This window comes from Streptomyces sp. NPDC058257 (assembly GCF_042881845.1).
In the GTDB taxonomy this organism is placed as follows: domain Bacteria; phylum Actinomycetota; class Actinomycetes; order Streptomycetales; family Streptomycetaceae; genus Streptomyces.
The window spans coordinates 1-15,499 of the sequence record NZ_JBHVXJ010000043.1; the positions used below are offsets into that span (position 1 = coordinate 1).

Below are 15,499 nucleotides of genomic sequence, written 5' to 3' on the forward strand. Positions count from 1 at the left end.
GGTGCGTTGGTGCCGATGAAGCTGGATCCTGAGGTCCTGCGGGCGCAGTTCGCGGGCGGCGAGGTTCCCCACCTCTTCCGCACCCTCGTCCGAGGAGGCGGCAACCGGACCAGGCGCGCCGTCGCCTCCGGTGGCTCCAAGGCGGCCGCCGGAACCTCCTTCGCCGACCAGCTGGCCGCGCTCCCCGTAGAGAACCGGGGCCGCGCCCTGCTCGACCTCGTCTGCGCCCAGGTGGCCGCAGTCCTCGGGTACGCCTCCGCCGAAGACGTGGTCGCCACCAAGGCGTTCAAGGAACTGGGCTTCGACTCGCTCACCGCCGTCGAGCTGCGCAACCGCCTCAACACGGCAAGCGGACTGCGCCTGCCCGCCAGCCTCATCTTCGACTACCCCACGCCCAAGGGCCTCGCCCAGCACCTGGAGACGGAGCTCATCGGAGCACTCCCAGAGAGCGCGGCACAGGGCGCGTCCCTGACTGCCGCACCGGCTGTCGCTCCCAGCGCCGACGAGCCGATCGCCATCGTCGCGATGAGCTGCCGCTTCCCGGGCGGCGTGCATACGCCCGAGGACCTGTGGCGGCTGCTCACCGACGAGGAAGAGGCCATCACCGAGTTCCCCGCGGGCCGCGGCTGGGACGTCGAGTCGCTCTACGACCCCGACCCCGAACGCCTCGGCACCAGCTACGCCCGCGAAGGCGGATTCCTGCACGACGCGGGCGACTTCGACGCCGCCTTCTTCGGGATCTCGCCGCGTGAGGCGCTCGCCATGGACCCGCAGCAGCGGCTCCTCCTTGAGACCTCCTGGGAGGCCTTCGAGCGGGCGGGCATCGACCCGGCGACGCTGCACGGCAGCCGCACCGGCGTCTTCGCCGGTCTCATCTACCACGAGTACGGGTCCCAGCTCACCAGCGTCCCCGAGGGCGTCGAGGGCTACCTCGGCACCGGCAGTTCCGGCAGCATCGCCTCGGGCCGTATCTCGTACTCCTTCGGTCTTGAGGGCCCCGCCGTCACCGTCGACACGGCGTGCTCCTCCTCCCTCGTCGCTCTGCACCTCGCCGCGCAGGCGCTGCGCCAGGGCGAGTGCACGATGGCCCTCGCGGGCGGCGTCACCGTGATGCCCACCGCGGGCACCTTCATCGACTTCAGCCGCCAGCGCGGCCTCGCCCCCGACGGCCGCTGCAAGCCCTTCGCGGCTGCCGCCGACGGCACCAGCTGGGGCGAGGGCGTCGGGATGCTCGTACTGGAGCGTCTCTCCGACGCCCGCGCGAACGGCCACCCGGTCCTCGCGGTCGTACGCGGTTCGGCCGTCAACCAGGACGGCGCGAGCAACGGGCTCACGGCGCCGAACGGCCCCTCCCAGCAGCGCGTCATCCGCGCCGCCCTCGACAGTGCCCGCCTGACGCCCGCCGACGTCGACGCCGTCGAGGCGCACGGCACCGGCACTCCCCTCGGCGATCCCATCGAGGCACAGGCGCTCATCGCCGCATACGGCAAGGACCGCCCGGCCGACCGGCCGCTGCTCCTCGGCTCGGTGAAGTCCAACATCGGCCACACGCAAGCCGCCGCCGGTGTCGCCGGCGTCATCAAAATGGTGATGGCCATGCGGCACGGCGTGCTGCCGTCGACGCTCAACCTGGACGAGCCCACCCACGAGGTGGACTGGTCGGCGGGGACCGTCGAGCTCCTCGCCGACTCCCGGTCCTGGCCGGACCGCGAGAGCGGCGTACCGCGTCGCGCGGGCGTGTCGTCGTTCGGAGTGAGCGGTACCAACGCACACGTGATCGTGGAGCAGGCCCTGGCCGACGCCCCGGACGGGGAAGCAGCACCCGCCACGCCCTCGCCGGTGGTCTCCGGCGTGATCCCGCTCGTCCTCTCCGGGAAGACCCCGGAGGCGCTGCGCGGACAAGCCGCCCGACTGCACCAACACCTCGTGGCACACGCCGACATGGGCGCCGCCGACGTGGGTTACTCCTTGGCCCTGTCCCGGTCGCGTTTTGAGCATCGGGGTGTGGTGCTCGGCGGGGGTCGCGATGAGCTGCTGTCCGGGCTTGGGCGGTTGGCCGAGGGGGACACGGCGGCTGCGGGTGTGGTCGTGGGTCGTGCGTCTGGTGGCGCTCGTCCGGTGTTTGTGTTCCCGGGGCAGGGTTCGCAGTGGGCCGGTATGGCTGTCGAACTCCTCGATTCCAGTCCGGTGTTCGCGGAGCGGATGCGGGAGTGCGGCGAGGCGCTGTCGGAGTTCGTGGACTGGGATCTGATCGAGGAGTTGAACGGCGACCACTTCGATCGTGTCGATGTCGTCCAGCCAGTGTTGTTCGCGGTGATGGTGTCGCTGGCGTCGGTGTGGCGTGCGGCGGGTGTGGAGCCTGCTGCTGTGGTGGGTCACAGTCAGGGTGAGATCGCCGCCGCCTGTGTGGCGGGCGCGCTCTCCCTGGAGGACGCCGCCCGCGTGGTCGCCCTGCGCAGCCAGGCGATCCTGGAGCTCTCGGGCAGGGGCGGCATGGTCTCCGTGCCGCTGCCCGCCGAACAGGTACGCGAGCTGCTTCCGGAGTGGGACGACCGCATCTCTGTCGCGGCGGTGAATGGTCCTTCGCAGGTGGTGGTGTCGGGTGAGCCTGGGGCTCTGCGTGAGCTGGTGGCGCACTGTGAGCAGCGCGGGATTCGTGCCCGTACGATCCCGGTGGATTACGCCTCGCACTCCTCCCATGTGGAGGCGATCGAGGCTCACCTGACCGAGGTGCTCGCCCCGGTGGCGCCCCAGATGCCGCAGGTTCCGGTCTTCTCGACCCTGACCGGTGACTGGCTCGATGCTGCTAACACCCCCATGGACGCGGGGTATTGGTATCGCAACCTCCGTCAGACGGTCCTGTTCGAGCAGGCCACGCGCGGTCTCCTCGCCGACGGCCATGGTCTGTTCCTGGAGATGAGTCCGCACCCCGTCCTGACCGTCCCGGTCCAGGCCGTCATCGAGGACGCCGGGCGCGACGGTGCCGCTGTGGCCCTGGGGTCGCTGCGCCGTGACGAGGGTGGCGCCCACCGTCTGGCGCGGTCGATCGCCGAGGCGCACGTCCACGGCGCCGAACTCGACTGGCAGGCACTCTTCCCCGCCGCCGACCGGACCACGGTCGACCTCCCCACTTATGCCTTCCAGCACCAGCACTACTGGCTGCTCTCCCCGGAGGACGACCCGGCCGACGCGGCGCCGCTCGCGCGGGTGGACGAGGTCGAGGCGCGCTTCTGGGAGGCGGTGGAGCGCGAGGACCTGGAGGAGCTCGCCGCCGAGCTGGACACCGACGCGACGAGCGCCGAACTGGGCGCCGTACTGCCGGTGCTGTCGTCCTGGCGACGGCAGCGCCGCGAGCGCACCGTCGTGGACGGGTGGCGGTACCGCGTGACCTGGAAGCCGCTCTCCGGCAGCCGTCCGTCTCCCGCGCCGGCGGGCCGGTGGCTGGTCGTCGTGCCCGAGGAGGCCGCCGAGCACCCGTGGGCCGCGGGCGTCGTCGATGCGCTGGCCAAGTCCGGAGCCGAGCCGAACCAACTCCTCGTACCTCGAAGTGAGGTGACGCGTGCGCAGCTGACCGAGCAGCTGCGTCAGGCAGCGGTGGCCGGAAGCGGCGACCCGCTCTCCGGCGTTGTCTCCCTCCTGGCCCTGGCCGAACAGCCGCACCCCACGCACGCCGTGCTGCCGACCGGGCTCGCGGACACCATCAGCCTCGTACAAGCCCTGGAGGACGCGGGGATCGACGCCCGCCTCTGGCTGGCGTCCAGCGGCGCCGTCGCCACCGGACGTGGCGGCGACCGCGTGGACCACCCCGTCCAGGCGCAGGTGTGGGGTCTCGGCCGGGTCGTCGCGCTTGAGCACCCCGACCGCTGGGGCGGGCTCATCGACCTGCCCGCCACCCCTGACGCCCGTACGAGCGCCCGGTTCGCCGGGATCCTCGCCGGGGAGGGCGGCGACGAGGACCAGCTCGCGGTGCGCGGCTCCGGGGTCTTCGTGCGGCGCCTCGTGCGGGCCGCACCTACCGACCGCAGGTCGACACCGGCCTCGCCGTGGAAGCCGCGCGGCACCGTCCTCGTCACCGGCGGCACCGGCGCCTTGGGACCGTTCATCGCGCGCTGGCTCGCACGCGGCGGTGCCGAGCACCTGGTTCTGACGAGCCGGCGGGGCATGGACGCACCGGGCGCCACCGAACTCAAGACGGAAATCGAGGAGTTGGGCGTCCAGGTCACCATCGCCGCGTGTGATGTGGCCGACCGGGACGCCGTGTCCGCGCTGCTCGACCAGCTCGCCGACGACGGGCACACCCTGCGGGCCGTGATCCACGCGGCGGCCCTCATCGAGCTGGGCTCCGTGGCCACCACCTCGCTCGCCGAGTTCGCCGGGATCGCGGCGGCGAAGGTCGAGGGCGCCGACGTCCTCGACGAACTCCTGGACGGCTCCGACAGCGCACACGGCAGCGAACTCGACGCGTTCGTGCTGTTCTCGTCCATCGCAGGGGTGTGGGGCAGCGGCGACCACGGCGCGTACGCGGCCGCCAACGCCTACCTCGACGCCCTCGCCGAGCACCGCAGGGCGCGCGGCCTGCACGCCATCTCCGTCGCCTGGGGCGTGTGGAACGTAGTCAACGCCTGGGAGAGCGGCAGCGCCCCCATCGATGTCGACCCGGAACAGCTGCGCCGCCAGGGGCTGCCGTTCCTCGACCCCGACCTGGCCTTCGCGGGCATGCAGCAGGCCCTCGACGACGACGAGACGTTCCTGGCCGTGGCCGACGTGGACTGGGATCAGTTCGTGCCCGTGTTCACCTCGCGCCGCGCCAGGCCACTCCTGTCCGACCTGCCCGACGCCCAGCGCATCCTCGACGCGCAGAGCGGCGACGGGCGATCGGCCGACGGGACGTCCGGCGACAGGGGCGACGACGGAGCCGCCGTGCTGCGCCGCCGTCTGACCGGGCTGGCCGGGCCCGAGCAGGACAGGATCCTGCTCGATCTGGTGCTCGCGCACGCCGCCGCCGTCCTCGGTTACGAGTCGGCCGCCGCACTCGACCCGGAGCGGGCCTTCCGCGAGTTCGGCTTCGACTCGCTCACCGCCGTCGACCTGCGCAACCGCCTCGGCGGCGCCACCGGTCTCCGGCTGCCCACCACGGTCGTTTTCGACCACCCCAACGGCCTGGCCCTGGCGGCGTACCTGCGCGACCAGGTGCTCGGCGACACGGGGCGTGCGACCGCCGCGTCCGCCACGGGCACCACGTCCGTGGTGGCGGCAGCCGACGAGCAGATCGCCATCGTGGCGATGAGCTGCCGCTACCCCGGCGGAATCAGCAGCCCCGAGGAGATGTGGCAGGTCCTGGAGTCGTCGGCCGACGTCGTCGGCGGATATCCCACCAACCGCGGCTGGAACGTGGCGTCCCTCTACGACCCGGACCCCGAGACCCCCGGCACCACCACGACCAGGGGCGGCGGCTTCCTGCACGACGCGGGCGCCTTCGACCCGGCGTTCTTCGGGGTGTCGCCCCGTGAGGCGCTCTCCATGGACCCGCAGCAGCGACTGCTCCTGGAAACCTCCTGGGAGGCCTTCGAGCGAGCCGGAATCGACCCCAAGTCGATGCGCGGCGAGCCCGCGGGCGTGTTCGTCGGCATGAACTACCAGGACTACGGCACCGGGCCGGGGCAGGTGTCCGCGGGCGGTGAGGGCCACATCCTCACCGGCAGCGCACCCAGCGTGCTGTCCGGCCGCATCGCCTACACGCTCGGCCTCGAAGGCCCCGCCATCTCCCTGGACACGGCGTGCTCGTCCTCGCTCGTGGCCATGCACATGGCGGCGCAGGCGCTGCGACAGGGCGAATGCGACATGGCCCTGGCGGGCGGTGTCGCCGTGATGTCGTCCCCGGGCTCGCTCATCGCCTTCAGCCAGCAGCGCGGCCTCGCCGCCGACGGCCGGTGCAAGGCGTTCGCGTCCGCCGCCGACGGCATGGGCATGGCCGAGGGTGTCGGCATGGTCCTCCTGGAGCGTCTCTCGGACGCGCGCCGCAACGGCCACAAGGTCCTCGCGGTCGTACGTGGTTCGGCCATCAACCAGGACGGTGCGAGCAATGGCCTCACCGCCCCCAACGGCCCCTCCCAGCAGCGCGTCATCCGCGCGGCGCTCGCCAACGCCCGCCTCACCACGGGCGACGTCGACGCGGTCGAGGCCCACGGCACGGGCACGACCCTCGGCGACCCCATCGAGGCACAGGCACTGCTCGCCACCTACGGCCAGGACCGGCCGGAGGGGCAGCCGCTGTGGCTGGGGTCGGTGAAGTCCAACATCGGCCACTCGCAGGCCGCTTCGGGTGTCGCCGGTGTGATCAAGATGGTCCTCGCCATGCAGCACGGCGTACTGCCGCGGACCCTGCACATCGAACGGCCGACCGAGGAGGTCGACTGGACGGAAGGGGCCGTCGAACTCCTCACAGAGGCCCGCGAGTGGACCGAGCGGGACGCGGGCGCACCGCGCCGCGCGGGTGTCTCGTCGTTCGGTATGAGCGGCACCAACGCGCACGTGATCCTGGAAGAGGTCCCGGACGTCCCGGAGGCCGAGGAGGTCCCGGAGGCCGGGGACGCCGAGCCCGTCGCCGGGTCCGGTGAGCCGTCGTCGGTGCTGTCCGGCATGGTGCCGCTGGTGCTGTCCGGCCGCACCTCGCAGGCGCTGCGCGGCCAGGCCGCGCGCCTGCGCGAACGCCTGCTGTCCGACACCGACTCGGGCCTCGCCGATGTGGCCTTCTCCCTTGCCGTCACGCGATCGCGTTTCGAGCACCGGGGCGCTGTACTCGCGCAGGACCGCGAGCAGCTCCTGTCCGGCCTCGATCGGCTGGCCGAGGACGACGCGACGGCTGCGGGCGTGGTCTCGGGCCGTGTGGTGGCGGGTGCGAGGCGACCCGTGTTCGTGTTTCCGGGGCAGGGTTCGCAGTGGGCTGGGATGGCTGTCGAACTGCTCGATTCGTCGCCGGTGTTCGCGGATCGGATGGGGGAGTGCGCGGTCGCGTTGTCGGAGTTCGTGGACTGGGATCTGTTCGAGGAGTTGAACGGCGACCGCTTCGATCGTGTCGACGTCGTCCAGCCGGTTCTGTTCGCGGTGATGGTGTCGCTGGCGTCGGTGTGGCGTGCGGCGGGTGTGGAGCCTGCTGCTGTGGTGGGTCACAGTCAGGGTGAGATCGCCGCCGCGTGTGTGGCGGGTGCGCTCTCCCTGGAGGATGCGGTCCGTGTGGTCGCCCTGCGCAGTCAGGCGATTCTGGAGCTGTCGGGCAGGGGCGGCATGGTCTCCGTGCCGCTGCCCGCCGAACAGGTACGCGAGCTGCTGCCCGAGTGGGACGACCGGATCTCCGTGGCGGCGGTGAATGGTCCTTCGCAGGTGGTGGTGTCGGGTGAGCCTGAGGCTCTGCGGGAGCTGGTGGCGCACTGTGAGCAGCGCGATATTCGTGCCCGTACGATCCCGGTGGATTACGCCTCGCACTCCTCCCATGTGGAGGCGATCGAGGCCCATCTGGCCGATGTCCTGGCGCCTGTCACCCCGCAGATGCCGCAGGTCCCGGTCTTCTCGACCCTGACCGGTGACTGGCTCGATGCGGCCAGCACCCCCATGGATGGCGGGTATTGGTATCGCAACCTCCGTCAGACGGTCCTGTTCGAGCAGGCAACGCGCGGTCTTCTCGCCGACGGCCATGGTCTGTTCCTGGAGATGAGTCCGCACCCGGTCCTGACCGTCCCGGTGCAGGCCACCATCGACGACACCGACCAGTCCACCGCCGTCACTTTGGGCTCGCTGCGGCGTGACGAGGGTGGCGCCCATCGTCTGGCGCGGTCGATAGCCGAGGCGCACGTCCATGGCGCCGAACTCGACTGGCAGGCACTCTTGCCTGGTGCCCGCGGCAAGGTCGACCTGCCCACGTACGCCTTCCAGCGCGAGCACTACTGGCTCCTCGCTCCCGAGGAGGCCCAGGGCGTGGGCGTGGCTCCCGACGTGGACGTGGTCGAGGCGCGCTTCTGGGAGGCGGTGGAGCGCGAGGACCTGGAGGAGCTCGCCGCCGAGCTGGACACCGACGCGGCGAGCGCCGAACTGGGCGCCGTACTGCCGGTGTTGTCGGCCTGGCGGCGCCAGCGCCGTGAGCGTTCGGCGGTCGACGCACTGCGCTACCGCGTCGCCTGGCAGCCCCTGCCCGGCGGCCCGTCCGACGCCGCCGCTCTCACGGGGCGCTGGCTGACCGTCGTACCGGAGACGGCTGCTGACCACCCGTGGACGGCGGGTGTCGCGCAGGCGCTGACGCACGCCGGGGCGGATCTCGTCGAACTGCGGGTCGACGCGGGCAAGGTGACACGCGCCGAGCTGGCCGAGACCCTGCGGGAGCAGGGCGAGCTGGCCGGTGTGGTGTCGCTGCTCGGCTTCGACGACTCCGCTCTCAGCGCGTACGCGGCGGTACCCGCCGGGCACGCGGCCACCGTCGCGCTCGTCCAGGCCCTGGGCGACGCGGAGATCGGGGCCCGGCTGTGGGCGCTCTCCAGTGGTGCCGTCGCCACCGGCCACGCCGACCGGGCCGCCGGGCCCGTCCAGGCCCAGCTGTGGGGCCTCGGCCGGGTCGTCGCTCTTGAGCACCCCGACCGCTGGGGCGGCCTCATCGACCTGCCACAGGCCGTGGACGGCCGTGCGGCAGCCCAGCTCGCCGCGATCCTCGCGGGAGTCGGCGTCGATGAGGACCAGCTCGCCGTCCGGGACTCCGGCGTCCTCGTACGCCGCTTCGCCCACGCGCCGCTCGCCCTCGGCGCGGGCGAGCCGACGGCCTGGACGGCGCGCGGTACGGCCCTCGTCACCGGTGGCACCGGCGCGCTCGGCGGGCACGTCGCCCGCTGGCTCGCCCGCGCGGGTGCCGAACACCTCGTCCTGACCAGCCGACGCGGCTCGGACGCACCCGGAGCAGCCGATCTCGTCGTAGAACTGGAGGAGTTGGGAGTCAAGGTCACCGTCGCCGCGTGCGACGTGGCCGACCGGGATGCCGTGTCCGCGCTCCTGGAGCAGCTCGCCCGTGACGGACACACCTTGCGCTCCGTGTTCCACGCGGCGGGTGTGGGCCAGGGCCAGCCCCTGACCGATACCGCCCCGGCGGACATCGCACATGTCCTCGACGCCAAGGTGTCCGGCGCGCAGCACCTCGACGCGCTCCTCGAAGGCGATGACGACCTCGACGCGTTTGTGCTGTTCTCCTCCAACGCCGGTGTGTGGGGCAGCGGCAACCAGGGCGCGTACGCGGCGGCCAACGCCCACCTCGACGCGCTCGCCGAGCAGCGCAGGGCGCGTGGCCTGACGGCGACCTCGGTCGCCTGGGGCCTGTGGGCCGGTGGCGGCATGGCGGGTGACGACGGCGAGGAGCAGTTCCGCCGCCGGGGCCTGCGCCCGATGGCGCCGGAGCTCGCGGTCGCCGCGCTCGCCCAGGCCGTCGCGCACGACGAGACGTTCCTCGCCGTCGCCGACCTGGACTGGGAGCGGTTCGCACCCGCCTTCACCTCTTCGCGGCCCAGCCCCTTCATCGGCGACATCCCCGAAGTGCGCCGGTACATGGAGTCCGTGGCGGCCGACGCCCCGGCCTCCGCGCAGGACGCCGACGACGCCTCGTCGCAGCTGCGCCGGCGCCTCACCCCGCTCACCGAGTCCGAGCGCGAAGTGATCCTGCTCGACCTCGTGCGCGGCCACGCGGCGGCCGTGCTCGGCTACGCGGGCGCGGAGGCCGTCGACGCGCACCGGGCCTTCCGCGAGCTGGGCTTCGACTCGCTCACGGCCGTCGAGGTCCGCAACCGGCTCGGCAAGGCCACCGGGCTCCGGCTGCCGACGACGCTCGTCTTCGACTATCCGACGTCCGTCGCCCTGGCCCAGTACCTGCGCGCCGAGATCATCCAGGACGACGCGGACGGAGTGGACTCCACGCTCGCCGAGCTCGACCGCCTGGAGGCAGGCCTCACCACCATCGCGCCCGACGACAGCGCCCGCATGCGCATCACGATGCGGCTCGAAGCGCTGATGTCGAAGTGGAAGGGCGCGGAGGCCGAGGCACCGGCCGACGGCGAGGCGGTCTCCGAACGGCTCGAGTCCGCATCCGCCGACGAGGTCTTCGACTTCATCGACAAGGAGCTCGGCATTTCCTGAAGCACGACGGCACGTGACCAGCGCAACCAGCGCGATCACGCGCGACAAGGCACGTCAACGCACCACAACGCATGGCAACGCACCACAACGCACGGCAACGCACGAGACCGGCGCGAAACCGGGACGACCGGCACACCACGCCGGAGCGGTCTTTCTGTGACTAGACGAACAGGTGAGTCTCCGATGGCGGAACAGCAGAAGCTTCTCGACTACCTCAAGCGGGTGACCGCCGATCTTCACGAGACTCGTCAGCGACTTCGTGAGGTCGAGGCCGAGGAGCCCGAGCCCATCGCCATTGTGGGCATGGGCTGCCGCTACCCCGGTGCCGTGCGCAGCCCCGAGGACCTGTGGCGGCTCGTCTCCGAGGGCCAGGACGCGCTGTCCGTCTTCCCGGAGGACCGCGGCTGGGACGTCGAGGCGCTCCGTGGCGACACGGGTGAGGGGGCCGACGAGGACCAGGAGCAGCACGCGCGTGGCGGCGGTTTCGTCTACGACGCGGGCGACTTCGACGCCTCCTTCTTCGGGATCTCGCCCCGCGAGGCCATGGCGATGGACCCGCAGCAGCGGCTGCTCCTGGAGGCCTCCTGGGAGGCCGTCGAGCGTGCCGGGATCGGCCCGGCCGCGCTCGCCGGCAGCCGCACCGGCGTGTTCGTCGGCGCCACCGCGCAGGGCTACGGCCCGGCGCTGATGGCATCACCGGACAGCGTCGACGGCTATCTGCTGACCGGTGACGTCTCCAGCGTCATCTCCGGCCGTGTCTCCTACCTGTTCGGTCTCGAAGGTCCGGCGGTGACCGTCGACACGGCGTGCTCGTCCTCGCTGGTCGCCCTGCACCTGGCGGCGCAGGCACTGCGTCAGGGTGAGTGCGACATGGCCCTCGCGGGCGGCGTCGCCGTGATGGTGACGTCCGGCGCGTTCGCGGAGTTCAGCCGCCAGGGCGGCCTTGCGTCGGACGGCCGTTGCAAGCCGTTCGCGGAGGCGGCGGACGGTACCGGCTGGGGCGAGGGCGTCGGTGTCCTCGTCCTGGAGCGCCTTTCGGACGCGCGCCGCAAGGGACATCAGGTTCTCGCGGTGGTCCGTGGCTCGGCGGTGAACCAGGATGGCGCGAGCAACGGGCTCACGGCGCCGAACGGGCCATCGCAGCAGCGCGTCATCCGCCAGGCTCTCGCCGCCGCCCGCCTCTCCACCGGCGATGTCGACGCCGTCGAGGGCCACGGAACAGGAACGGTGCTCGGCGATCCCATCGAGGCCCAGGCCCTCATCGCCACCTACGGCCAGGACCGCCCCGCCGAACAGCCGCTCCTCCTCGGCTCGGTGAAGTCCAACATCGGGCACACCCAGGCCGCGTCCGGCGTCGCGGGCGTCATCAAGATGGTCATGGCGATGCGCGCGGGAGTCCTGCCCGAGAACCTCCATACCGACCGCCCCAGCTCCCACGTGGACTGGTCCGCGGGCGCCGTCGAGCTGCTCACGCGGGCACGGGCCTGGCCGGAGCGCGCGGACGGCGCCCCGCGCCGCGCGGGCGTCTCGTCGTTCGGTGTGAGCGGTACGAACGCCCATGTGATCGTGGAGCAGGCGCCGGTGACCGAGGCGGCCGAGCAACCCGCTGAGGCGGCGGCGCCGGTCGAGAGCGCCTCGCCTTCGGGAGTGCTGCCGTGGGTGGTGTCGGCGCGGAGCGCGGACGCACTGCGGGCGCAGGTGGATCAGCTGCGCCACTTCGTGGGCGGGAACACCGAGCCGGACCCGGTGGACGTGGGTTGGTCGCTTCTCAGCGGCCGGTCGGCGCTCGAGCACCGGACCGTGGTGTTCGGGCGGGATCGGGGCGAGTTCCTGGGTGGCCTTGAGAGCGGGATTTCGGGTTCGGTGGTCGAGGGTCGCCTGGGTGTCGTGTTCACGGGTCAGGGCAGTCAGCGGGTGGGGATGGGCCGTGAGTTGTATGAGGCTTTCCCGGTGTTCGCGGATGCGTTGGATGAGGTGTTCGGTCATCTCGACGGGCTTCTTGAGCGGCCGTTGAAGGAGGTCATGTTCGGCGATGACGCCGAGCTGCTGTCCGGGACGGGGTATGCGCAGCCTGCGTTGTTCGCGGTTGAGGTGGCTCTTTACCGTCTGGCTGAGTCGTTTGGTGTGCGGCCGGAGATACTCGGTGGGCATTCGGTGGGTGAGCTGGCCGCGGCGTACGTGGCTGGGCTCTGGTCTCTCGAAGACGCGACCCGGCTGGTGGCTGCTCGGGGCCGGTTGATGCAGGCGCTGCCCGAAGGCGGCGCGATGCTGGCCGTGCAGGCTACGGAGACGGACGTACTGCCCCTCCTTGAGGGGCTTGCGGACCGTGTGGGTGTCGCGGCGGTCAACGGTCCTTCGCAGGTGGTGCTCTCAGGTGAGCGGGCCGCCCTCGAAGGCCTGGCCGAGACTCTCAAGGGCCAGGGGCGGAAGGTGCGGTGGCTGAAGGTCTCGCACGCTTTCCACTCGCCGTTGATGGACCCGGTCCTGGAGGACTTCCGTAAGGTCGCGCAGAGCCTGACGTACGAGGCTCCGGCCCTGCCGGTCGTATCCAACGTGACCGGCGAGCTCGCCACCGCCGCACAGCTGCGGGACCCGGAGTACTGGGTGCGGCACGTCCGCGAGGCGGTGCGCTTCCGCGACGGCCTCAACTCCCTGACGTCGTTCGGTGTGTCGACCCTCCTCGAACTGGGTCCGGACTCGATCCTGACCGCGATGGCGCACGACACCGTCACCGATCCGGCCGCTCAGTCGGGTCTGATCGCTTCCCTGCGCAAGGACCGTCCCGAGCCGGACACGTTCCTGACCGCCCTCGCCCAGGCCTACGTGCGCGGCGCGACCGTCGACTGGACGCCCCTCTACGCCCCGTTCGAAAACCGCAGCCGCGTCGACCTGCCCACCTACCCCTTCCAGCACCAGCGCTACTGGCCACGCCCCGCCATCGGCGGCATCGGCGACGTGCACGCATCGGGTCTGCACCCGGCCGAGCACCCGCTGTTCGGCGCCGCCGTCGCGCTCGCCGACGCCGACGGGTTCCTCTTCACCGGCAGGCTCTCGCTCCCGTCGCACCCCTGGCTGGCGGGCCATGCTCTTGGCGGCACGGTCCTGCTGCCCGGCACCGCCTTCGTCGAACTCGCCCTGCACGCGGGGCACCGCGTCGGCTGCGACCTCCTGGAGGAGCTCACGCTTCAGGCACCGCTGGTTCTGCCCGAACACGGCGGTGTGCAGATGCAGCTCGCCGTCGGTGCCGCCGACGCGTCCGGCCGCCGCGAAGTAAACCTGTACTCACGGCCGCAACGCCCCCACGGGCCCGCCCCCGAAGAGCTCTGGTCCGACGAACCCTGGTCGCGCCACGCCACCGGCACCCTCGCTCCGGCCGGACACCCGGCCGACTTCGACTTCAGCCAGTGGCCGCCCGCCGACGCCGAACCCGTGAGCACGGACGCGCTGTACGACAGCCTCGCCGCGGCGGGTTTCAGCTACGGGCCCCTCTTCCAGGGCCTGCGGTCCGTATGGCAGCGCGACGGTGAACTCTTCGTCGACGTCTCCCTCCCCGAGACGGAGGGAGACCAGGACGAGGCCGCCGCCTACGGGCTGCACCCCGCCCTTCTCGACGCCGCCCTGCACCCGCTGGGCCTCGGCACGTTCGTAGCCGACACCGAGCAGGGCCGGATGCCGTTCTCGTGGAGCGGCGTGTCGCTGTTCGCGACGGGCGCGACGGCACTGCGCGTCCGGCTGGCCGCCGCAGGAACGGACAGCGTGTCGCTGGCCGTCGCCGACGCCGCGGGCACCCCGGTCGCCACCGTCGACTCCCTGACGCTGCGGCCCGTCGCCGTACCGGATGGGGACGCCGGACAGGACGGGCGGCAGAACTCCCTGTTCCGTCTGGACTGGGGTGTGGTGAGTGCTCCGGCTGTGTCGTCGGTGGGTTCTTGTGCGGTGTTGGGTGAGGACGGGTTGGGGTTGCGTGCGGCGCTTGAGGGTGCCGGTGTGGCTGTCTCCGTTTATGCGGATGTGGCGGCGCTTGCGGCTGCGGTGAGTGGTGGTTCGGTTGCGGTGCCGGAGCGGGTGTTTGTGGGGTGTGCGGGTGGTTCCGTGCGGGGGTCTTTGGGTGCGGCTCTTGATGTGGTGGGGGAGTGGATTGGGTTCGCGGGGGGTGAGGAGTCGCGGTTGGTGTTGGTGACTTCGGGTGCTGTGGGTGTGGGTGGGGGAGATGTCGTGTCCGCTGAGGGGCTGGTGGATGCTCCGGTGTGGGGTCTCGTCCGGTCCGCGCAGTCGGAGAACCCCGGCCGCTTTGCGTTGCTGGACGTGGACGGCAGTGCCACATCCCTGTCTCTGGTCGCCGCGGCTACGGAACTCGATGAGCCGCAGCTCGCGGTGCGTGGGAATGTGGTGTGGGCGCCGCGGCTTGTGCGGGCGAGTTCGGGTCAGGTGTTGGAGCTTCCTGTGGCTGACCGGTGGAGGCTCGGTGTCACGGGTCGGGGCACGCTGGAGAATCTGGCGCTGTTGCCCGACACCGAGGAGACGGTTCTCGGGGCGGGCGAGGTGCTGGTGGAGGTTCGCGCGGCGGGTGTCAACTTCCGTGACCCGCTGATCGCTCTCGGCGTGTACCCCGGTGAGGCCACCATGGGTACCGAAGGTGCGGGTGTCGTCGTCGAGGTCGGTTCGGATGTTACCGATCTCGCCCTGGGGGACCAGGTCTTCGGGCTTCTTGAGGGTGGGTTCGGTCCGCTTGCGGTGGCTGATGCGCGGCTGGTGGCGCGGATGCCGGAGGGCTGGTCGTTCGCGCAGGCGGCTTCGGTGCCGACGGTGTTCCTCACTGCGTATTACGCGTTGCGTGATCTGGCGGGGCTTGAGGCTGGTGAGTCGTTGTTGGTGCATGCGGCTGCTGGTGGTGTGGGTATGGCTGCTGTGCAGTTGGCTGGTCATTTCGGTGCTGAGGTGTTCGGGACGGCGAGTGCGGGCAAGTGGGATGTTCTGCGTGGTCTGGGAGTTGAGGATTCGCGTATTGCCTCGTCGCGGACGTTGGACTTTGAGACTTCTGTGCTGGCTGCGACGGATGGTCGTGGTGTGGATGTTGTGCTGAACTCGCTGGCGGGGGAGTTCGTGGATGCCTCGCTGCGGGTGCTGCCGCGTGGTGGACGCTTCGTGGAGATGGGCAAGACCGACCTCCGCGACCCGGACGCCATCGGGCAAGAGCACGCCGGCGTCACCTATCAGAGCTTCGACCTGATCGATGCGGGCCGTGATCGTATTCGGGTGATGTTGGCGGAGATTTTGGAGTTGTTCGGTCGGGGTGTGTTGCGGCCGTTGCCGGTGCGGGCGTGGGATATCCGTCGTG

2 protein-coding genes are annotated in these 15,499 nt (G+C 71.4%); both read left to right on the plus strand.

Annotated elements, in window-relative coordinates; all coding sequences use genetic code 11:
• Nucleotides 1–9 precede the first annotated feature (9 nt).
• On the plus strand, nucleotides 10–10,161 hold the full coding sequence (locus ACFVXC_RS42255; RefSeq protein ID WP_389917135.1) for a type I polyketide synthase: 10,152 nt from the start codon (nucleotides 10–12) through the stop codon (nucleotides 10,159–10,161).
• 183 nt (nucleotides 10,162–10,344) lie between these two features.
• A partial coding sequence (locus tag ACFVXC_RS42260) for a beta-ketoacyl synthase N-terminal-like domain-containing protein (RefSeq protein ID WP_389917137.1) occupies nucleotides 10,345–15,499 on the plus strand: 5,155 nt, incomplete at its 3' end.